Annotated in this window: 16 protein-coding genes; 7 read left to right on the forward strand and 9 right to left on the reverse strand. The window is 55.6% G+C overall.

The window, feature by feature from the left end; all coding sequences use genetic code 11:
• Positions 1 to 69: 69 nt before the first annotated feature.
• The 5 genes from HH216_RS10440 to HH216_RS10460 form a co-directional block, all read right to left on the reverse strand.
• On the reverse strand, positions 70 to 1,206 hold the full coding sequence (locus HH216_RS10440) for a spore photoproduct lyase family protein (protein ID WP_254448769.1): 1,137 nt from the start codon (positions 1,204 to 1,206) through the stop codon (positions 70 to 72).
• Between the two features lie 201 nt (positions 1,207 to 1,407).
• Entirely contained in the window at positions 1,408 to 2,103 is a 696-nt protein-coding gene (locus HH216_RS10445; RefSeq protein ID WP_169550767.1) for a hypothetical protein, read from the reverse strand.
• Positions 2,104 to 2,264: 161 nt separating this feature from the next.
• Complete coding sequence (locus HH216_RS10450; RefSeq protein ID WP_169550768.1) at positions 2,265 to 3,347, reverse strand: aminotransferase class V-fold PLP-dependent enzyme; 1,083 nt, start codon at positions 3,345 to 3,347, stop codon at positions 2,265 to 2,267.
• A gap of 89 nt (positions 3,348 to 3,436) precedes the next feature.
• On the reverse strand, positions 3,437 to 5,341 hold the full coding sequence (serA, locus tag HH216_RS10455; protein WP_169550769.1) for a phosphoglycerate dehydrogenase: 1,905 nt from the start codon (positions 5,339 to 5,341) through the stop codon (positions 3,437 to 3,439).
• A 62-nt stretch (positions 5,342 to 5,403) separates the two neighbouring features.
• Positions 5,404 to 6,393, reverse strand: coding sequence for a YheT family hydrolase (locus HH216_RS10460; RefSeq protein ID WP_169550770.1), 990 nt, complete (start codon positions 6,391 to 6,393; stop codon positions 5,404 to 5,406).
• Between the two features lie 315 nt (positions 6,394 to 6,708).
• On the opposite strand from HH216_RS10460, the gene HH216_RS10465 reads away from it, so the two are divergent.
• Both HH216_RS10465 and HH216_RS10470 read left to right on the forward strand, forming a co-directional pair.
• The gene (locus HH216_RS10465) at positions 6,709 to 8,724 is read left to right on the forward strand and encodes a carbohydrate binding domain-containing protein (RefSeq protein ID WP_169550771.1); all 2,016 of its coding nucleotides are present in this window, start codon (positions 6,709 to 6,711) and stop codon (positions 8,722 to 8,724) included.
• A 29-nt stretch (positions 8,725 to 8,753) separates the two neighbouring features.
• A complete protein-coding gene (locus tag HH216_RS10470) occupies positions 8,754 to 11,099 on the forward strand; it encodes an endo-1,4-beta-xylanase (RefSeq protein WP_254448827.1) in 2,346 nt (781 codons plus the stop codon).
• A gap of 81 nt (positions 11,100 to 11,180) precedes the next feature.
• Here the strand turns inward: HH216_RS10470 and HH216_RS10475 are convergent, their stop codons facing one another.
• The gene (locus HH216_RS10475) at positions 11,181 to 12,986 is read right to left on the reverse strand and encodes an acyl-CoA dehydrogenase (protein ID WP_169550773.1); all 1,806 of its coding nucleotides are present in this window, start codon (positions 12,984 to 12,986) and stop codon (positions 11,181 to 11,183) included.
• A 246-nt stretch (positions 12,987 to 13,232) separates the two neighbouring features.
• Between HH216_RS10475 and HH216_RS10480 the strand changes: the two genes are divergently transcribed.
• The 4 genes from HH216_RS10480 to HH216_RS10495 all read left to right on the forward strand — a co-directional run bounded on the left by HH216_RS10480 (position 13,233) and on the right by HH216_RS10495 (position 18,630).
• A complete protein-coding gene (locus HH216_RS10480; RefSeq protein ID WP_169550774.1) occupies positions 13,233 to 13,757 on the forward strand; it encodes a DUF2911 domain-containing protein in 525 nt (174 codons plus the stop codon).
• Between the two features lie 335 nt (positions 13,758 to 14,092).
• The gene (locus tag HH216_RS10485; RefSeq protein WP_254448770.1) at positions 14,093 to 14,947 is read left to right on the forward strand and encodes a hypothetical protein; all 855 of its coding nucleotides are present in this window, start codon (positions 14,093 to 14,095) and stop codon (positions 14,945 to 14,947) included.
• 92 nt (positions 14,948 to 15,039) lie between these two features.
• Positions 15,040 to 17,013 carry a sialate O-acetylesterase gene (locus HH216_RS10490; protein WP_169550776.1) on the forward strand — a complete coding sequence of 658 codons (1,974 nt, stop codon included), beginning with the start codon at positions 15,040 to 15,042 and terminating at the stop codon, positions 17,011 to 17,013.
• 300 nt (positions 17,014 to 17,313) lie between these two features.
• Positions 17,314 to 18,630: an aminotransferase class V-fold PLP-dependent enzyme gene (locus tag HH216_RS10495; protein ID WP_169550777.1), complete on the forward strand. Its 1,317-nt coding sequence runs from the start codon at positions 17,314 to 17,316 to the stop codon at positions 18,628 to 18,630.
• Here HH216_RS10495 and HH216_RS10500 read toward each other — a convergent pair whose 3' ends face one another.
• From HH216_RS10500 to yidD, 3 genes are all read right to left on the reverse strand, one after another.
• Positions 18,631 to 19,050, reverse strand: coding sequence for a DUF4174 domain-containing protein (locus tag HH216_RS10500; protein WP_169550778.1), 420 nt, complete (start codon positions 19,048 to 19,050; stop codon positions 18,631 to 18,633).
• A gap of 78 nt (positions 19,051 to 19,128) precedes the next feature.
• Complete coding sequence (locus HH216_RS10505; protein WP_169550779.1) at positions 19,129 to 19,506, reverse strand: co-chaperone GroES; 378 nt, start codon at positions 19,504 to 19,506, stop codon at positions 19,129 to 19,131.
• A 94-nt stretch (positions 19,507 to 19,600) separates the two neighbouring features.
• Complete coding sequence (gene yidD, locus HH216_RS10510; protein ID WP_169550780.1) at positions 19,601 to 19,810, reverse strand: membrane protein insertion efficiency factor YidD; 210 nt, start codon at positions 19,808 to 19,810, stop codon at positions 19,601 to 19,603.
• 98 nt (positions 19,811 to 19,908) lie between these two features.
• Here yidD and lgt point away from each other — a divergent pair, with 98 nt between their 5' ends.
• Positions 19,909 to 20,775, forward strand: a complete 867-nt coding sequence (gene lgt, locus HH216_RS10515; RefSeq protein WP_169550781.1) for a prolipoprotein diacylglyceryl transferase — start codon at positions 19,909 to 19,911, stop codon at positions 20,773 to 20,775.
• Positions 20,776 to 20,803 lie beyond the last annotated feature (28 nt).

Raw genomic sequence — 20,803 nt, forward strand, 5'->3', positions numbered from 1 at the left:
AAAAAGCCCCTCTCCCGTTTTGGGAGAGGGGTTGGGGTGAGGGTAATTACATGCCTACCGTGAGGGCAATTACGTCCAGTACAGCACCGGCGCACTCGGGAAACGTTGCTGCCACTCGGCGTAGAAAAACGCCTTCATCTCGCGCATCTCCTCCGGGCGGTATACGTACTTGGTACCGCCGAATTTGTTCCGCTTCTCGGCCCGTACCTGCTCGTCCATGTCGAGCGATGTATTGGGATACCACTGGAGTAGCACGTCTTTCGAGCCGGGTGTGAAGCGGTGGCTGATAAACTCCACATTCATGTCGACGGGAAAGTCGATTACCTCGGCAATACGGTCGAGGAGGGCGGTGTAGTGGGCGCGCCAATCGGGGATGGGCATGATCGGAGCAATGACCAGCCCGATGGGGTAGCTGCCCCCACCCAGCTCGCGTGGCAGAGCCAGCTTCCGCAACGCCTGCAACCGCGCTTCTACCGACGCCGTGCCGCCTTCCAGCCGCCGGGCCACTGAGTCGGCGTTGAGGCTGAAACGGGCGCGGGTATGACCGTTATGCGGCAGGTCGAGCAAGCTGTCGACGTGGTCGTACTTCGTAACAAAACGTAGCTCCGCTTTCTCCCGCGTACCATAGTAGCGGATGCACTCGGCCATACTACCTGTCAGGTGCTCAATGCCCAGCACGTCGGTGTAGCAGCTTACCTCGAAGGTTGTCGGGCGATTAGTGTCGGTACCCTGCCAGCTTTTGTTGGGTGGATAGGTGCCCTCGTACGTAGCTGTATTCGCCAGCATCTTCGGTAGGTTGGCATACGCTCGCACCACCGGCGGTCCTGCCAGACTACCCGCCAGATAACAGTACTGACAGTGGGCCGGGCACCCTTCGGCGAGGTTCATCTGCCAGTCGGCGGAGGGCGGAATGGGCTGGAGTCGGAACGCACTCGGCGGGGCATTCACTACCGCCAGCGTGTTCTTCGCAATGCGATACGTCTCCCGCTCGTCGGCACCGCGCAGACCGGTGATACGATTGCTTTTCGCTATCTCGATGGGCAGGTCAAGCGCCGAGACGCGCTCGTAAATTGCCTGCCCGAACGGTTCGTTGAGAGCGTCGGGAGTGAAGACCACCCGCTTCGGCATCCACAGGCGCGGTGAGCGCACAAGCGGCTCCGACTTGGTCGGCTGGGGGGCAACAGGGGTTATCAGATTAGTCGTCATATCGTTGAGAAAAGGCGGTCAGCGGCTCCGAAACTGGCCGACTAACTGGCTATTTATACAACGAAACTACAGCCTGAATGAATCCCTGATTGATAGTTATTTTAAATTTTATACTGCTGAAAATCAACAAGTTAAAATAAAAATAAAGCGGCCCCGGAATCAATTCCGGGGCCGCTTTATTTTTGCTGCTAGGGGTTGTTTCTAGCGGTTCAGCGTCACTTTGCCGCTCCGGCCTACGCGCCCGAAATAGTAGTTGACGCCAAACTTCAGTCGGCCACCTTTGCCGCGTCCTACAGTCGGATCAATTTTGTTATAGAAGCTACCTTCGTAACTCAGTTCAGCACCTAAGCGGGGCAGAATCCAGGCCATCACGCCCAGTTCAAGCCCAACACTGGTGTACTTCGCTTTCGTACCAGATGGAATGTTCTCCGAAAACTCGCGACCCGAGTTCAGGCTGGCTCCTACAAAGCTGCTGATCCGGGTGCGGAATGGGTAGTACCGGGCGAACAGGCCAAACTGCCGGGCGTGGTACTTGTTACCCACCAGCCGATCGTAGTCGTAGCGAATACCGGCGGCAAAACCAGGCTGGAAAAAGTAACCCAGCCGTGTATTGACGTCGACGTACACCTTGCCATCCGTTGCACCAAAGCCAACACCCCCGCCCAGAAACAGGCTGCCCGGCTGAAACCAGGTCAACTGGTTACGCTGCTGGTAGTTGACCGACTGATCGACCGCGTCTTCAAGTTTTTCCTTGGCTTCACCCGCTTTCTCGCGGACTTCCTGCTTGGTTTCGTCGCTGATAATCGGCTTGCGACTGGTCGAATCGCTGTTGTTTTGCGCCAGTGCCGCCACGGATAAACCCGTCAGCAGCAGTGTAGTTGTGAATAGTTTTTTCATCGTCGTTGAGTTCTAAGTCTGTGTAAACCGTTGATATAGGCTATTAACCAGCCAAATCGGATAAGGTTTGTTGAAATCAGTTACTCACCTGAGAATAATACAAAATCACCCGTTTGCTGTTGACAAAAAGCAAACGGGTGCCCGGAAAAAGACTATTGCGTCTATCGACTATTGCTCAAATAATTGATGAGGTTCTGGACCTGTTCGGCCGATGTGGCCGGGAAATTGGCGATGCGAATCTGCGAATTCTTCTGCGCGCCGTAGCCGCTGCCAATCACCATACCCGCCGTTTTCGCTTCGGCAATGATTTCTGCCGACGGCTTTTTCGTGTCTGCTACGATTACCGTCTGCGACCGGTGCCGCTCTTCTTTCACGAATGGGCTGTACAGATCCGAATCCTCCAGAAACTTGTACACCATTTTGGCTTTCTCCTCGGTCTGCTTCCGAATGGTACCGACACCGATCTTGTTGAAATCTTCCGCGATTTTGCCCAGCGCGTAGATGTACAGCACGTTGGGCGTAGCGGGGGTTTCAAAGTCCTTGTAGTGCTTCCACAACGTCGGTAAGGTGTGATGCGCACCGATTGTCAGGTTCTCGTACTGCTGCAACCGGGTCGCTTTTTCCAGACACGCCTGATTCGCGATCCAGACGCCCAGGCCAGCGGGCATACCGAAGGCTTTCTGCACCGAGAAAAAGGCCGAGTCGATCAGTGTATAGTCGAGGTCAGGGTAGGGGGCCGACGAGACCATGTCGACACAGAATAGCTTCTTCGGGTACTTTTTCTTCAGCTTGTGCATGTCGGCCACGCGCATCTGCACGCCCGACGACGTTTCGTTGTGCGTCATGCACACCAGTTCCGCGTATTCAGGCACCTCAATGTCTGCCGCGTCGAAGCCTTCGCCAAAGGGTTTTTCCAGCTTGTGGGCAAACTTCCGCAGCGATCCGGCATAGTCGTAGAACTTCTGCGAAAACGACCCATTCACCAAATGGAAACTTTCGTGTTCGACGCAGTTGAACAGCAGCCGTTCCCACACTTCCGACGCCGACCCCGTGAAGAAAATTGCGTGCGTTTTCGGGATGTTCAGCAGCGTCCGCAGTTGCTCGTCGGTGAATTTGTAAATGTCCCGAAACGCCTGACTGCGGTGCGAAATCGACCCGAGCTGCTTATCGAAAGCCGTTTGGATGTGTTGCTGAAACGTCGGATACAACTCAGCCGGCCCCGGCGTGAAGTAGGTGTTTTTCATAAGCAATGAGTGAATGATTGAGTGATAGAATGATTGAATGGTGGCGTGCGTCAGCCTATTCAATCATTCTATCACTCAATCATTCAACATTAATAAAGTAGTCTGAACTTGATCGTGTTGTCGATGCCTTTCAGTTCCTGTACAACCTCGTCGGCGTATTCTTTGGCGACGTCGGTGATGACGTAGCCGATTTGCTCGTTGGTTTTCAGGTACTGACCGTGGATGTTGATGTGGTACTTGGCGAAGATGTTGTTCATCCTGGCCAGAATGCCCGGCACGTTGGCGTGGATGTGGAGCAGACGGTGTGAATTTTTCAGCAGCGGCAGTTGCAGTTCGGGGAAGTTGACACTGCCGTAGGTACTGCCGTTGTTGATGTATTCGAGCAGTTTTGCCGGTACGAAATTGCCAATGTTGGCCTGCGCTTCCTCGGTGCTGCCGCCGATGTGGGGCGTCAGAATCACGTTGGGTAGGTCGCGCAGTTCGCTCATAAACTCCTCGTTGTTGGTCTTCGGCTCCTGCGGGAACACGTCGACACCCGTACCGATGACCTTGCCCTGCTTGATGGCGTTGACCAGCGCGGGAATGTCGACGATGTGCCCGCGCGACAGGTTCAGGAAGATAACGCCCTGCTTCATCAGACCGAACTCGCGTTCGCCGATCAGGTTTTTGTTTTCCTTGCGTCCATCGGTGTGCAGGCTGATGATGTCAGAAACGGCCAGCAGTTCGTCCAGCGTCTTGCATTTGCGGGTATTCCCCAAGGCCAGCTTGTCGACAATGTCGTAGAAGTACACTTCCATGCCCAGCGCTTCGGCCACCACCGATAGCTGCGTACCGATGTTGCCGTAGCCAACCAGACCGAGCTTTTTACCGCGTACCTCGTAGCTGTTCTTTGCTGATTTGTCCCAGTCGCCCCGATGCATCGAATTGCTTTTCGGCACGATACCCCGGATCAGCATGATGATTTCGCCAATCGCCAGTTCGACCACCGAGCGGGTGTTGCTGTAGGGCGCGTTGAACACGGCCACCCCGCGTTCGGTGCAGGCCGTCAGGTCGATCTGGTTGGTACCGATGCAGAACGCACCGACGGTCATTAGCTTGTTGGCGTGTTCGAGGACGCGGGCCGTGACGTTGGTTTTCGAGCGAATACCCAGAATCGATACGTCGCGGATGGCTTCGATCAGCTCGTCTTCGTCCAGCGCGCCTTTGCGGATTTCGACGTTAAAGCCTTCCTGCTCGAACAATTGCACCGCCACCGGGTGAACGTTCTCCAGCAGCAGGACCTTGATCCGGCTCTTGGGGTACGATTGGCTGCGGCTCAGGTTGTTGTGGTACAGAAATTCGTCGAGCGACGGGGCCGTAAAATCCGCTTTTTCGACCACGCGTGGGCGCAGCACGTTTTCGGTAAAGGCGTAAAAACGGGCTGCGGCACCCGACTCCCGAATCTCGTAATCGGTATAGCCATCGCCGATGACGTAGACTTCGCCGTCGAGTTGCAGGCTACGAATTACCTGCGGCTTTCCTCCGTTGGCTGATAGCGGGTTGGTCCGGTCAAAATCAACAATGTTACCCGCTTCGTCGTAGACAAACGTGTTGGCCAGCACATGATCGGCTTTAATGCCCAGCGAGGCTACGACCGGTACGATGAACTCGCGGAAACCGTTCGAGACGATATAAATGTGGTCAGCATTTTCGACCAGAAACTCCTTGTTGCGCTGAAACGAATCCGAGATTTTACCCGACAGCGTTTCGATCAGGGCCGGAAGTTGATCGCGGTGGGCGCGGAGCAGTTTCAGCCGCAGTTCGAGCGATTCGGTAAACGACAGTTCGCCCGCCATACCCCGGTCGGTAATGGTCTTGATCTGATTTAGGGCGTCGTCGCGGTCGGGCCGGCCAACGAGTGAGATTTCGCCCAGCACGTCGAGAGCCTCGACCTTTGTGAAAGTGCTGTCGAAATCGATGACGAAAAACGTCTGTTCTGGTGTCTTGGTAAGCATATAGATAAACCCGGCTTTACAGGCGGGCCGATAACAGTTCACTACTAAATCTCCGACCTTACTCAGTCGAAGGGTTGTGTCAAAAATTCCAGCGCCCGCCGTTCCGACCAGTACGTACCGTTGATGCCGCCCGTTTTGGCCGGGAAGCCGCAGTGACCGCCCTGTTCGGGAAACTCCATCCAGACGTTAGCCAGTTCCCGCGCCATCGACTCCGGGTAGCAGGTCGGCGACAGAAACGGGTCGTTCCGGGCGTTGACGATCAGCGTCGGAACGGCAATGCCGGGTATGTACTGGAGCGAACTACTGCGGGTGTAATAGTCGGTGGCGTCGCGAAAACCGTTCATCGGGGCAGTAAATACCTCGTCGAACTGCCGCACCCGGCGCGATTGCATAACCGCATCGAGGGGAAAGACGCCCGGCATTACAGCCGCTTTGCGCGCTACTTTGGCGTTGAGCGACCGGCTGAACCGGCGGTTATAAATCAGGCTGTCCCACTGCTCCAGTCGGTCCGACGAGCCAATCAGGTCGAGCGGTACCGAGAAGACGACCGCCCGCCGAATGGCCGGGTCGATCGCCGTACTTCGTTCGCCAAGGTATTTAAGCGTAATACTGCCTCCGGCCGAAAAGCCAGCCAGGTGCAGCGACGTGTAGCCTTTGGCCAGCGCGTGGGTGATGATGAAGTGCAGGTCATCGGTGTCGCCGAGGTGGTAGAACCGCTGCTGCCGGTTGAGGTCGCCCCCGCACGAACGGTAATGCCACGCCAGACAGTCGAAGCCGTTTTGGCTCAGGTGCCGCGCCATGCCCGCCAGATACGTACTCCCCGAACTTCCTTCCAGTCCGTGTGTCAGGATAACCAGTTGCCGCTCAGCCAGTGGCTTCGGGGCAGGCGGGGAAATCCAGTCGAGGTCCAGAAAATCGTCGTCGGGTGTTTCGACTCGCTCACGGACGTACTCGACCGACACCTTCCGAAACAGCGACGGAACAATCGTTTGCAAATGACCATTCCACAAAAGGGCGGGTGGCCGGTACGTCGACGGGGCAATCAGCGGCATTGAACGGGACGCAGATGACTCAATGGACGAAGGTACAGGTTTCAAAGGGCTTACGTAGAATCGCTATTCTGTATATCGTAAAAATTATATAGTTAATTGGTAAAGTGTTAGACGTGTTCGCTTTCGCATCGAGTCGATTGACGGCTCGACCCAGCTAATGGTGTCATCAGCACACATTAATGAAATAACTACCTAATGAAGCAGGATATTATTAAAAACATAATTATATAAATTATGAGTATAACGAAAAGAATAGTGACTTACGCAGTAAGCTGAAAATCAGACCAGATCAAATGATCTACCAGCTTGTCTGTTATGAGGAAAAACTACCTTTTTATCGTGCTGTGCGCGTTGCTGCTGTCGGGTATTTCTCCGCTTCTTGCGCAACAAAACCTTATTCCTAACCCGGGTTTTGAGTCTGGCACCGGCGACGTGTTTACCAACTGGACCAAAGCCAATGGGGCGGCTTATCTGACGGCGACCACCGCAGCCGCCGAAGTTCACGGCGGAACGCGTGCGCTGAAGTCGGCGGGGCCGGGCTTTGCCGGTCAGCAGTATCAGGTGCAGATGCTGAGCGATCTGATAAACATGACCGTCGGCACGTCGTACACGTTTAAAATCTGGGTCAAAGCCGCTACGGCGGGTGGTACGGTACGCTTCTCAACCCAGCCCAGCCCGCTCTATGGCCCCGATACCCCCGTACCGGCAGGCGTGTGGACGCAACTGTCTTGGACGTTTACGGCCACCGTAGCCCAAACCCGCATCGCGCTGGATCTGGGGCAGAGCAACGTCGTTTATTATCTGGACGATATGGAAATGCTGGGCGCTGTCGTCACTACGCCCGCGCCCGCAAACCTGACCAACTACCTGCCTAACCCCAGTTTTGAAGACGGTACGGGCAGCACCTTTACGAACTGGACGGCCCTCAACGGGGCTGGCTCGTTTTCGGAAACGACGAACCCCGCCGAGGTGAAAGTGGGTGCGAGAGCCTTGAAAGTAGTGTCGGCAACCCCCGGCAACGCCTACGAGGTGCAGTTTGCCAGCCCGTTTCTCAATACGCCGGTTGGCAAACGGTTTCGGTTCAGCATCTACATCAAAGCGGCCGTAGCCGGGGGCATGGTCAGGCTGTCGACGATTTCGCCTTTGGCTAACTACGGGGCGTATGCCTATTCGACTACCACCAGCATTGGTACCGACTGGCAACAGCTGACGCTCGATTTTACACCGGTAGAACCCACCACGCGGGTCGCCATCGATATGGGAACGAGTGCCGCCACTTATTTCGTGGACGACATGAGACTGACGTCGACTGATGCGCTGTTGATCGGAAACGGCGGGTTTGAAACCGGGCTGGGCGATAACTTTACGAACTGGACCAAACAGAACGGCGCGTCGTTTCTGACGGCAACGACCACCGAAACCCACTCGGGTAGCCGGGCGCTCCGGGCCGAAGTAACGGGTACGCAGGCCAACGCCGGACAGGCCTATTCTGTCCAGCTTATCAACGACGCGGCTACGACGGTGGTCGGAACGCAGTACACGTTCTCGATCTGGGCCAAAGCCACTACCGCCGGTAGTACGATCCGCTTCTCGACCCAGCCCAGCCCCCAATACGGACCCGATACGCCCGTTCCGACCACCTGGACCAAACTGAGCTGGACGTTTACCGCCAACAGTACCCAAACCCAACTGGTGCTCGATCTGGGCAAAAACACGAACGTTTATTACCTCGACGATGCTGACATCAGCACGGCCGTTATCAACCTCGTCAGCAATGGCAGCTTTGAGCAGGGTGGTCCCGGCAACAACTTCACCAACTGGTCGAAGTACAACGGCGCAGCCAACATGACCGAAACCACCGTTCCCGCCGAAGTGAACGAAGGGAGCCGGGCGGTGAAGGTAATCAACACGGCTGCCGGGCAACCGTACAGCGTGCAACTGGTGAGTGATCCGATGAGCCTCAGTGCCGGGAAAAACTACACCGCTACGGTCTATGTGCGCTCGAATACGGGTGGAGAAGTCATCCGGTTTTCGACCAACGCTACTGCCGGGGCTCAGTACGGGCCCGACTTCACCACCACGACGGCCTGGAAAGCGATGACCTGGACCTTTACGGCCAACGACCCCAGCACCCGGATTGTGCTGGACATGGGTACAAGCGCCGGTACGTTCTTCGTCGATAACGTGACGGTGGTGGGGGCCGACGACTGCGCGGTTAAATATCAGGTACCCGCCAGTCAGACACCGATTGCCACGGGGAAAAACAAATTCCTTGGGTCGGCTTACAGCACCCCCAGATACCAAACTTCGATAAGTATTTCAACCAGGTAACGCCCGAAAACGCGGGCAAATGGGGTAGTATCGAAGGAACCCAGGGTGTTTATAATTTCACCGAAGTCGATCAGGCGCGTGCGTTTGCTAAGCAACGTGGGTTTCCCTTCCGGTTTCACGTGCTCGTCTGGGGTGCCCAGCAGCCAACCTGGCTGAAACCCCTCAGCGACGCGCAAAAGGTGCAGAAGCTGAAAGCCTGGTTTCAGGCCGTTGCCAATCACTACGATGGCAGTTCGGATGCACGGGCTCGGCTGGAATATATCGAAGTAGCCAACGAAACGCTCAACGATCCGCCAAACAACGAAGGCGCCAACGTCAACGATCCGGCCAGTGGCGACTATGTTAACGCGCTGAAATCGCTGAACGCGGAACTGGGCACCACGCCCGGCCGCTTCGACTGGGTAATTAACAGCTTCAAGCTGGCTCGCAAATACTTCCCCTGCGAAACCAAGCTGGTGCTCAACGAGTACAACGCCGAAACCATACTGGCCGACGACTACGTAACGCTGGTCAACCTGTTGAAGGCCGATAATCTGCTGGACGTCGTGGGGTTGCAGGCGCACTCATTCTCGACCCGGAAATACAATGCCAGCCAGAGTTTCGCCGACCATACCAACTACCTGCGGACACAGCTGGATAAAATTGCCGCTACCAAGCTGCCGATCATGATTACCGAACTGGATATCGACGGCAACGTAGACAGCACCTACACGGTCACAACCAACGTAGCCGTGAAGCAGGCGTTCCAGAAGTCGGAGTATCAGCGCATTTTTGGCCTGTACTGGAATCACCCATCGGTTATCGGCATCACGCTGTGGGGGTACCTGACAGGCCACTGGCGCACGACCGAGGAAGCGTTTCTGGTCGATGCCTGTAGCGGGCAGGAGAAGCCGGCCCTTCGGGATTATCTGAACAACACGCTCAACAATAATCCCAGCAGCGTTCGGGCGTCCGGTAACCCGGCGCTGGGTATGAGCTTCGTCCCCAAGATCTGCGGTATTCCTCAAACGGCTCAGTACGCGTGTACCAGCGATGTGCCTGTGGCCAGTACGGCCACGATCACGGCATCGGCCGTCAACTGCCCCGGTACGGTCAACGTTACCGTCAGTGACGTGACGACGCCCGCCAACCCGACAGCCGGTACGTCGTACACCATCGTCCGGACCTGGACCGTTACTGATGCCTGTGGCAACACACGGACGGCCACGCAGCAAATTGTGGTGACGGGTACCTGCTCGCCCACGACTACGACCTGCGGTAGCCCGACGGCAACGCTGGGTCAGCCGCTGAACCTCGTTGCACCAACGTACAGCTGCACTACGAGAGAATTTAAGTTCAACACGACGGGCGGAGATGGTTCGCCAATTACCTTCTCGGCGGTTGGTATCTCGGTGCCGTCGACAAACTGCCTGGCGATGGTCGATGCCGGTATAGCGGAGGATATTCGGGAGCAGAAGCCGAACGTACAGCCGATTACTCTGACGGCTACGCAGAACGGTGTCACGGTAACGTATTCGTGGAATGCGTTAGGGGCCTGTGGTACTACCCCGGTTACCCCAGTCGGCAGTCTGACGCTGATTGCTCCTGACTACAATTGTTCGACGGGGTCCTTTCTGTTCAGAACGAGTGGGGGCAACAGTTCACCGATCGAGTACATGGCCATTGGCATCACCGGCTGGACGACCAACCCCAACCAGTTTGTCGATGCTGAAATACGCACGGCTGCCGATGCTCAGCCGCTGACGCTACGGGCCCGCCAGAATGGTGTCGAGGTGACCTACGTATGGAACATTCGGGCCCAGTGCCCGGTGGGGGGAACGCAGACGCCAACGACTGTTGGAGCACTTCAATTCGTTGCGCCCGACTACAACTGTTCGACCGGTGCGTTTGTCTTCAAGACAAGCGGAGGTAACAGTTCGCCAATCGAGTACATGGCTATCGGCATCACCGGCTGGACGACCAACCCCAACCAGTTTGTCGATGCCGAACTGCGCACGGCTGCCGATGCCCAGCCCCTGACGCTACACGCCCGGCAGAACGGTGTCGAGGTGACCTATGTGTGGAACATTCGGGCTCAGTGCCCGGTAGGTGGTCGTGTTGGGGCTATGGCGGAACCGTCGGCCAGTCTGGGAGCGAGCGTTCAGCCCAACCCAATTGACGACGAGTTTGTGCTGAGTCTCGACGGGATGGCTAATTCGTCGGTACAGCTCCTGTTGACCGATATCACGAGTCGGCCCGTTCTGAGCCAGACTGAGCAGGTGACCGCCAACCACCATGAGGTGCGGCTGCGGCTGGGCAACCGCCCGTCTGGAGTATATCTCCTGCGAGTTGCCAGCCCCGGAAAGGTGCAGAGCCTGCGTCTGTTGAAGAAGTAGCCCGGCGATTCCGTCCGTGGACAAAAACAGAAAAAGCCGGGAGCAGTCCCGGCTTTTTCTGTTTTCATTCGATCTGACTGGCTACAGCGCCAGTTCTTTCTCCGTTACGATCGTGAGCACTTCGGTGTCTTTCAGCCGCACGGCAAGGCCCAGCGTTTTGGGCACTTCGTAGTGGAAATAAAACTTCATCGTGTGTAGCTTGCCTTCGTAGAACGCTAGTTCGTCGCCCTGCGGATTCTGCGTTAGCATGGCCTGCTTCGCCACGACGCTTTGCTTGAGCCACTGCCACGCTACGACCACGATGCCAAACAGCTCCAGAAACAGCGTAGCATCGGCGAGGTAGCGTTCCGTGTCGCCGTTCATGGCGTGGGGCATCAGGCTTTCGACCACTTCCTGCGTCCGTTTCAGTTCGGCACCGAGTTGCTGGGCGTAGGGCTTCAGTTCGTCGTGCGTACTGGCTTCCCGGATCGTTTTGCTCATCTCGGCAAACAGCAGCTGCGGACCTTTGCCGCCCTTCTGCGTCATCTTACGGCCCAGCAGATCCTGCGCCTGAATACCCGTGGTGCCTTCGTAGATGGGCGTAATGCGGATGTCGCGGTACAACTGCTCGACGGGAAAATCTTCCGTAAAGCCGTAGCCGCCGAACGTTTGCAGACTCTGACTCACCGACTGTACGCCCATTTCCGAGGGGTACGATTTCGCCACCGGCATCAGCAGGTCGAGCAGCAGGAACGCGTTTTCTTTCTCCTCGCCCTCAGCTACTTCGCTGATGTCGTACAGGCGGGCGGCTTCCAGCAGCAGCGACAGCGACCCTTCGGTTACGGCCTTCTGGAACAGCAACATCCGGCGGACGTCGGGGTGGTTGATGATCGCCGTTTGGGGGGCGTCGAGCAGGTTTTTCTCGTTCAACCGGCGGCTTTGCGGGCGTTCGCGGGCGTATTGTAGAGCCGAGTAGTAAGCCGCCGTCGCGATGGCAGCGGCTGTCATCCCCACGCCAATCCGCGCTTCGTTCATCATCTGGAACATGTAGCGCAGGCCCTGATGCGGTTCGCCGACAATGTAGCCAATCGTGTTGTCGTTCGACCCCATCGTCAGGTACATGGCCGGAACACCTTTCTGCCCCAGCTTGTGATACACCCCCGTCGATTGCACATCGTTGTCGACCACGTTGCCCTGCTCATCGAGTCGGAACTTGGGCACGACGAATAAGGAAATGCCTTTCGTGCCTTTGGGTGCCCCGTCGATGCGGGCCAGCATGAGGTGGATAATGTTGTCGGCGGCATCGTGGTCACCGGCCGAGATAAACACTTTCTGGCCGCTTATTTTGTATGACCCATCGGGGAGTGGCGTGGCTGATGTCGTTACGTCTGAGAGCGACGAACCGGCCTGTGGTTCGGTCAGGGCCATTGTTCCCTGCCACGTTCCGGCCAGCAGATTTGGTACGTAAAATTCGCTTAGTTCGGGCGAGCCAAACGACGTAATCAGGTGGGCAGCTCCCGACGTCAGGCCGGTGTACATCATGCCGTTGTTGGCGGCCATCAGGATAAAGCTCACCGCTGAGTTAATCATCTCTGGTAGCTGCTGCCCGCCGTGATCGAACGAAAAACCAGCCCCGATCAGTCCGGCATCGCCCATCGCTTTCAGATACTCCCGGATCTTGGGGTGAACCGTTACTTTCCCGTCTTTGAGTTCGGGCTGATTCCGGTCGACGTCGCGCAGGTTGGGGTGCATGATCGTGTCGGCGATGTATGTAGCCGAGTCGAGCACGAGGTTAAATGTTTCCTTGTCGTGGGCACTGAAATACTCATATTTGGCCAGTTCTTCGGCCTTGAATACTTCGTGAAGCAGAAAATGCAGATTGCGTTTGCTGAAATAAGTTGTTGCCATGTGTATGATAAAGAGTTAGGATTAAACGGGAAGAAAGAGGTGAGATGAACGAGAAGAGACCACACCTGAGCTAAGTGCGTCCCATTTCTTCCCACATCATTCTTCTACACACGAAAAGCTGTATGCGTGCATACGGGTTGTTAAGTAAAAGTACCACGTTTTAAGCTTACTGTAAACTGTTAGTGGAAAACTAACGTTTATCGTTCGTCGTATACATGACGATCAAATCAAACCAATTAATCAAACATGAAAAAACTTGCTGTTCTCTTTACGCTGCTGTTTGCTGTTGTCTCACTGGTGCAGGCGCAGGACAAAAAGCCGCCAATGAGCCCCAAGATTACGGCCGAGAGCCCCGATAAAAACATCAAGGTAATCTACGGTCAGCCGTCGAAGCGGGGCCGGGTTATCTTCGGTGAAAACGGTCTGGAGAAGTACGGTAAAGTATGGCGTACGGGTGCTAACGAAGCAACCGAAGTGACGTTCAAGAGTGATGTTATGTTCGGTGGCAAGATGGTAAAAGCGGGTACGTATACCCTATACACCATCCCCAACGCAAAAGAGTGGGACGTACTGCTGAACAGCACGCTGGGTCAGTGGGGGGCTTACGACTACGAAAAAATCAAAGGCAGCGACGTGGCTATGGTAAAAGTGCCGGTATCGATGAACAAGACACCGATCGAGAAACTGACCATCACGCCCGCTAACAGCAGCATCGCTATTGCCTGGGACAACATGACGGTTTCGGTGCCAGTAATGAAGCACGGCATGTAAGCCGGTAGAATCAGGTACTTTCCACTAGTACAATCCCTTTCACTCGACAGCCGTCCTGTGAAAGGGATTTTTGTTTGTAAAGGGCTTATTTACAGCTATTTTGGGCCATTCGCTCAACAAAGAGTGATCTGTTAAAAAAAATTTCGTAATTCGCTAACAGACAAACGGTTATCCGGGTTGTAACCTCGATCGAGTATGGGCGGCAAGTAGAAGAATGAGTATCGACCGATTTAGTTAGCTGCCTGCCTGTACGGAATCGCCTGTCCGCACTTTTGTCGTATATCCAGCTATTTATACTGCCCTGTATCGGTCTGAAGCCCATGAGTAAACTTTACATGCTTTTCTTTCTCGCCGTATTTGCTGCATTGCCCACGATGGGGCAGCAGGTCAGCGACTACTACCGACTGCCTGACCACAACCAGGTTCAGTACAATCGGCTGGTGACGCGCTACGGCGGAGCTTACATCAAAGACCGCTGGTATGTTTCGCTGACGGGTTTCGTCCGGGCCGACAAAGCACTGCTCGACAACTCGATTGGTGGGATGGTTGGAGCCCGACGCGTCGTGCGGCCGGGCTGGGGGGCACTGCTGGGCTGGGCCTACAAAGAAAAGTGGGCCGTGGAAGCCGGTTACGTTCAGTCGCCTGCCCATACGAGTTTGTCCGTTGATCGGGGGCGCGTCGTTCCATCTCTGTTTCAATACGCCAACGATCAGCACAGTTTCGTGCTGCGGGGTAAGCGGTTACTGTTTTCAACAAGTGGTCCCTGGCGTCGGTCGGGTTTCTGGCTGACGGCGGGTGTGTGGCTGGTACCGGGCAAAGGCGGCAACCGGGGGGAACTGTCTCTGGCCGAATACGCCTATCGCAGCCGCGAAAAAGTCGATACGCTGCGGCTGTCGGGCGAAACGCAGCTCAGCAACACGCCTTCGGCCATTGCCGAACTGGGAGCCGAATATAGTGTTCGGCTGAGCAATCGCTTCGACCTGGGAATTTCGGCGCGGAAACTATGGGGGCTGGGCAGCTCTATCGATACGGATTTATCGTACAGCACAACGAGTAAGCCAACGCAGTATGCGCAGCTACGCGGTCTCGGCTCCGGCATGACCTACGGCATGACCCTGCGCTACAGCATAGCACTTAAGCAGCCGCTGAGCAACGTCCTGAAAAATACGGGTAGCCGACTGGGCAAATAGCGATCAGTTGATGGTTTAATTTGAAAAGCGGTATCAGGGCAGTATAGCCGATCTGATACCGCTTTTTATGTTTGTATACGTTACTTGTTGGTATGACTCGTTTATCCACTTACGCATTGGTGTTGGGACTGCTACTGACGGCTTCCGTTGGTATGGCCGCTGTTCGGTTGCCGCACGTCTTTGGCGATCACATGGTGTTACAACGCCGTAAGCCGCTCCCTGTCTGGGGATGGGCCGGGGCCGGTGAGAAAGTTACCGTCAGCCTGAATGGGCAGACGAAAACAACTAAAGCTGCAAAAGACGGAACCTGGCGCGTCCGGCTCGACCCGATGGAAGCGGGTGGCCCGTATCAACTGACTGTGTCGGGAAAAGGTAACTCGGTAACGCTTGCCGATGTCCTGTTGGGTGAAGTCTGGATATGTTCGGGGCAGTCGAATATGGAGTGGCAACTGATTGCTTCGACCAACGGTAAGGAAGAAGTACGACGGGCGAACTACCCGACAATCCGGCAGCTGTTTGTCAACAAAGACCTGAGCCTGACGCCCAAAGACGATATTTCCGGCGAATGGGCGGTGTGCAGCCCGGCTACGGCCGCCCAGTTTACGGCGGTGGGGTATTTCTTTGCCCGGCAACTACAGCGCGACCTCAACGTTCCAATCGGTTTGATCAACACGTCCTGGGGCGGCACTCATTCCGAAACCTGGACGAGCCGCGAAGCCCTGGCCCGCGATAGTACGCTGCGCTACATGGTCGAGAAGTTACCGGCTGATACCGACGAAGTGATTCGGGAGGGCAAGCAGCGAACCCAGGCACTACTTCAGACCCAGCAGGGCGGCTTACCAACGGCCGCCGAGCAGCGGACTTTTGCCGATCCCGGTCTGAACACCAGTCAGTGGAAATCGATGAACATGCCCGGCGACTGGCAGTGGGGCGGCTTGCCCAATATCGACGGATCGGTCTGGTTTCGGCGTGAGGTACTTATTCCCGAGGGCCAATCGCCCGATAACATGACGTTGGTGATGGGATCAATTGATGATAATGATTCGACATTCGTCAATGGCCAACTGGTTGGCTCGAAGCGGGGGATGGGAAAGCGTGGATATACCTTGCCGGCTGGTCTGCTCAAGACGGGGCGCAACGTGATTGCCGTTCGGGTGGAAGACACGGGCGGAGCCGGTGGCATCGTAGGCGCGGCTGATCAGTTGAAACTGGCGGGTCCGAATGATGACATTCCACTGGCCGGGCAGTGGCAGTATAGAGCAGCCGAAATCAGTCCGTGGTCGTACAAACCGGGGCCGAATTCGTATCCGACCCAGTTGTTCAACGCCATGTTGTTGCCGCTGATTCCGTATGCTATCGAAGGGGTAATCTGGTATCAGGGTGAATCGAACGCGGGGCGGTCGTACCAGTACCGACGGGCGTTTCCGGCGATGATTCAGGACTGGCGGCAACGCTGGGGCGAGGGTGATTTTCCGTTCCTGTTTGTGCAACTAGCCAGTTTCGATGCGGGTGGCGGAAATAGCCAGAAAGGAAGCGGCTGGGCGGAACTACGGGAAGCGCAGACGATGACGCTCGATCTGCCCGCCACGGGTATGGCCGTTACGTCAGACATCGGAGAGCCCCATGACATTCACCCAAAAAATAAACAGGACGTTGGTTTGCGGCTTGCTGCTGAAGCCATGCGCGTGGCCTACGATTCGGCCGGAAAAGCCGGTACGCAATCGCGTGGCCCAATGTTCGACAAAATGACGGTCGCAAACGGACAGGTGACACTTTCGTTTAAAAACGCGCCCGGCGGCCTGATGACCAAAGACAGGTACGGCTACGTCCGGGGCTTTGAAGTTGCCGGTGCCGACCAGCAGTTTCACTACGCGAAAGCCGAGATTCGGGGCGGCTCTATCGTCGTTCACGCCGATTCAGTAGCAACGCCCGTCGCCGTCCGCTACGGCTGGGCCGACGATAACAGCGACGCCAACCTCTACAACAAAGGCGGGTTTCCGGCCGTCCCGTTCCGCATGGACACGTGGAAGGGAGTTACGGAAGGAGGGCGATTTACGGGTCAGTAGCTTTTTCTTGAACTGTGATTTTTGTGATTGCTTTGATGGACTATGATTTATTTTTCCTTGAATCAGGGAAATCAGTAAGTCTTGAACTGTGATTTTCTTTTCCTTGAATCAGCGAAATCATATAATCAGCGGGAATCATAGTTCAAGATTGTTTAAATCAGCGGAATCAATAAATCAGAAAAATCACAGTGCAGAAAAATCGGGTAAATCATAGGTCAAAGCAGCCAATTGGTTGATTCATAGTGGAAAACGATTAGTTTTACTTGCGTATCTACTTGACAACCTCTCCTGTTTTTGACCATGACAACCCGTCGATCCTTCTTCCGCCAGACGGCGGTGGCCGCTACAAGCGCGCTGACACTCCCCACATTTCTCCCTGATTCGTTTGCCAACCCCCTTACCAGAACCGACGCCGGATTGAAATCTGCGGCTGAATGGGCAGCCGACGAAGATTTCTGGGCGTGGGTAAAATCGGAATATACCGTATCGCCTAATCTGCTCAACCTCAACAATGGCGGGGTGTGCCCGCAGCCGAAGGTCGTGCAGGATGCGCATATCCGGTTTTACCAGTATGCCAATGAAGCGCCCTCGTACTACATGTGGCGAATTCTGGATCAGGGTCGCGAAGCGCTGCGCGAAAAACTGGCTGATCTGGCGGGTTGCTCGGCCGAAGAATTAGCGATCAACCGCAATGCGACGGAAGGACTCAACACCGTGATTTTCGGGCTAAATCTGAAGCCGGGCGACGAAGTTGTGCTGACGAAGCAGGATTACCCCAACATGCTTAACGCCTGGAAACAGCGCGAAAAGCGCGACGGTATCAAGCTGGTGTATCTGAATCTTGACCTACCCAGCGAGAATGACGACGCGATTACTGAACAGTTTGTGAAGGCGTTTACGCCACGCACGAAAGTGGTGCACGTAACGCACCTGGTCAACTGGGTAGGGCAGGTGTTGCCCGTGCGGAAAATTGCCGACGAAGCGCACAAGCGGGGCATCGAAGTCATTGCCGACGGGGCGCACTCGTTTGCCCTGTTCGATTTCAAAATTCCCGACCTCGGCGCGGACTATTACGCCACCAGTCTGCACAAATGGCTATGCGCGCCCTTCGGCAGCGGTATGCTTTACATCCGTCAGCCGAAAATCAAGAACGTTTGGGCATTGCTGTCGAATACAGAACCCGACGGGCCTGACATCCGCAAGTTCGAAAGTCTGGGCACACGATCGTTCGCATCGGAAATGGCGATTGGGACGGCGGTTGACTTCCACAACAGTATCGGGTCGGCGCGGAAATTTGCCCGGGCGCATTACCTGAAAAACTACTGGATGGAGCGGGTGAAAGACATACCCGGCGTGAAGCTACATACGTCGTTCAAACCCGAACATGCGGGCGCAGTAGCGTTGTTCTCCATCGACGGGATGAAACCCAGCGAGATCGACGGGCAACTGATGAACCAGCATAAAATTCATACGGTCGGTATCGACTGGGAAAACATTCACGGCATCCGCGTAACCCCGCACATTTACCACACACCCAAAGACCTCGACCGGTTGGTTGCCGCTATCGACAGCATTGCCGGTAAACGGGCGCTGGCGCAAAAGCAGAAGAAAAGCTAACTACTGCTTTCTCCGCATCTCGATCTTTCGCATCGGCATTTTGTCGACCAGGCCAAACAACTGCGCCGGGTCGACGGGGTGCCGATACGTTTCTTTAACGCCCCCGTCTTTGCCGATCAGCCAGCCCATAAAGCCCACGTTGGGATTGAGTTTGTATGTCTGCTCCAGAAACTGCCGGTCGGCGGCTGACACCGTCGCGGCATCGAGCGTGATCACATCCATATCGCGATCGTCAAGTTCAGCCTGGGCGGATTGAAGTTTGCGCTGTTGCTCGGTCAAACCACCCGACGGCGTTCCGTAGAACAGCAGCACCCGGCGATCATCGCGTTTTTCGCGCAGCCGGTTTTTCAGTGGTTTTGTCTGTGCCTGCACCAGCGTGCCAAGCAGTAGCAGCGGAAGCATAATGAGCCATTTTCGCATGGTTTGTCTCAAACAGCTTCCCAGCTGTTTGTTTTTGTGTTTAGCAAACAGCTGGGAAGCTGTTTGAGACAAGGTTCTCTAATCCAGATCTTCTGACCGTTCCAGCAGGAGGATCGACCCCTGCGGTACGATTACGTACTGCTCCCCTTCGTATTGCAGGTCGATGGCGTTACGTTGCAGATACAACGCCAGGTCGCCTTCCTGCGCCTGTAGCGGCATATATTTTACAGCCTCCTCCGCTTCTTTCCAGGGCTCGTCTTCCGACGGTGTGGGGATGGGATAACCCGGCCCCACTTTGATAACGTAACCCGACTGCACCTGTTCTTTTTCCTGTACTGTCGGCGGCAGATACAGACCACTTGCCGTGCGGTCGGTAGCGTCTTTGGGTTTAATCAGCACCCGGTCGCCCACGACGATCAGGCGTTTGAGTTTATTGTCGGCAGAAATTCCAAGCATTACTCTGTGTTTAATGGTTAAGGTCTAACGTTCAAGGTTGTGTCCCGGATGTTAGCTCGTTGAGCCAAACATTGGACGTTAAACCTTAAACTAATCAGGGTACCGGATCGTATCCGTGGCCACCCCACGGGTGGCAGCGGCTGATGCGCTTCAGCCCCATGCGGCCACCCCGCCACGCGCCGTACTTCCGCACTGCTTCGATCATGTATTGCGAGCAGGTAGGTGTGTACCGGCAGGCGTTGGGCAGGTAAGGCGAGAGCATCGCCTGATACGCCCTGACGAGTCCGATAACCACTGATTTCATCACGTTGGGGTAAACACCAAAATGGCCAAAAACTTTCCCGCAATCTGTATCTTTGCCCACTACCCGCTGATCGCATCGGGCTTATACGCACAAACCTCATGCTGCAATACCTGATTTGGGAGCCTGATCCCGAAATTTTTCACATTGGCGCGTTTTCGGTTCGCTGGTACGGGCTACTCTTCGCGATGGGTTTCCTGATCGGCATGCAGATCATGTCCTATATCTTCAAAGTTGAACGGAAGCCCGTTGCCGATACCGATACGCTGCTGATCTACATGGTCGTGTCGACAATTGTCGGTGCGCGCTTCGGCCACTTCCTGTTCTACGAACCCGAAGTGCTCATCAATCACCCGCTGACGGTAATTACACCCCCCTTCGCCGGATTGGCCAGTCACGGTGCGACTATCGGTATCCTGACGGCACTGTGGTTGTACTCGCGCCGGAAAGAAAGTATCGCCACCAACCAGACGTTTCTGTGGGTAACGGATCGTATCGTGATTGTGGTGGCGTTGGCCGGTGCATTTATCCGGATGGGTAACTTTGTCAACTCCGAAATCATTGGCCGCCCGACGGATCTGCCGTGGGGAGTGGTCTTCCCCAAAGCCGACTACCGCGACGTTCTCGGCCCGCCTGAGCTGCACCTTGTGCCGCGCCACCCGGCCCAGCTTTACGAGGCCCTGTCGTGCCTGATCATCTTCGTTGTGCTGTTGTGGTTCTGGAATCGCTATAAGGACAAGACCCCACGCGGCAGTATGCTCGGCATTTTCCTGATCTGGATTTTCACCCTGCGTTTCCTGTTCGAGTACGTCAAAGAAAACCAGGTAGCGAAAGAAGCGACGATGGCGCTCAACATCGGGCAACTGCTCAGTATCCCGGCCGTTCTGCTCGGTATTTACTTCCTCGTCCGCAGCTACAAGCATCCAGTCGTGGTACCGAAGGAGTTAGAGGATACGATTGGGAAGTGATAATTGTCCTGAACTGTGATTGTCCTGA

This window comes from Spirosoma rhododendri (genome assembly GCF_012849055.1).
Taxonomy (GTDB): domain Bacteria; phylum Bacteroidota; class Bacteroidia; order Cytophagales; family Spirosomataceae; genus Spirosoma; species Spirosoma rhododendri.

What these genes read in the sequence shown, in the direction of transcription:
- HH216_RS10450 (WP_169550768.1), bottom strand. Translation starts at nt 3,347, where the DNA reads ATGAAAAACACCTACTTCACGCCGGGGCCGGCTGAGTTGTATCCGACG.
- HH216_RS10475 (WP_169550773.1), bottom strand. Translation starts at nt 12,986, where the DNA reads ATGGCAACAACTTATTTCAGCAAACGCAATCTGCATTTTCTGCTTCAC.
- HH216_RS10440 (WP_254448769.1), bottom strand. Translation starts at nt 1,206, where the DNA reads ATGACGACTAATCTGATAACCCCTGTTGCCCCCCAGCCGACCAAGTCG.
- HH216_RS10485 (WP_254448770.1), top strand. Translation starts at nt 14,093, where the DNA reads ATGCTTTTCTTTCTCGCCGTATTTGCTGCATTGCCCACGATGGGGCAG.
- HH216_RS10480 (WP_169550774.1), top strand. Translation starts at nt 13,233, where the DNA reads ATGAAAAAACTTGCTGTTCTCTTTACGCTGCTGTTTGCTGTTGTCTCA.
- serA (WP_169550769.1), bottom strand. Translation starts at nt 5,341, where the DNA reads ATGCTTACCAAGACACCAGAACAGACGTTTTTCGTCATCGATTTCGAC.
- yidD (WP_169550780.1), bottom strand. Translation starts at nt 19,810, where the DNA reads ATGAAATCAGTGGTTATCGGACTCGTCAGGGCGTATCAGGCGATGCTC.
- HH216_RS10500 (WP_169550778.1), bottom strand. Translation starts at nt 19,050, where the DNA reads ATGCGAAAATGGCTCATTATGCTTCCGCTGCTACTGCTTGGCACGCTG.
- HH216_RS10490 (WP_169550776.1), top strand. Translation starts at nt 15,040, where the DNA reads ATGACTCGTTTATCCACTTACGCATTGGTGTTGGGACTGCTACTGACG.
- HH216_RS10460 (WP_169550770.1), bottom strand. Translation starts at nt 6,393, where the DNA reads ATGCCGCTGATTGCCCCGTCGACGTACCGGCCACCCGCCCTTTTGTGG.
- HH216_RS10495 (WP_169550777.1), top strand. Translation starts at nt 17,314, where the DNA reads ATGACAACCCGTCGATCCTTCTTCCGCCAGACGGCGGTGGCCGCTACA.
- HH216_RS10465 (WP_169550771.1), top strand. Translation starts at nt 6,709, where the DNA reads ATGAGGAAAAACTACCTTTTTATCGTGCTGTGCGCGTTGCTGCTGTCG.
- lgt (WP_169550781.1), top strand. Translation starts at nt 19,909, where the DNA reads ATGCTGCAATACCTGATTTGGGAGCCTGATCCCGAAATTTTTCACATT.
- HH216_RS10505 (WP_169550779.1), bottom strand. Translation starts at nt 19,506, where the DNA reads ATGCTTGGAATTTCTGCCGACAATAAACTCAAACGCCTGATCGTCGTG.
- HH216_RS10445 (WP_169550767.1), bottom strand. Translation starts at nt 2,103, where the DNA reads ATGAAAAAACTATTCACAACTACACTGCTGCTGACGGGTTTATCCGTG.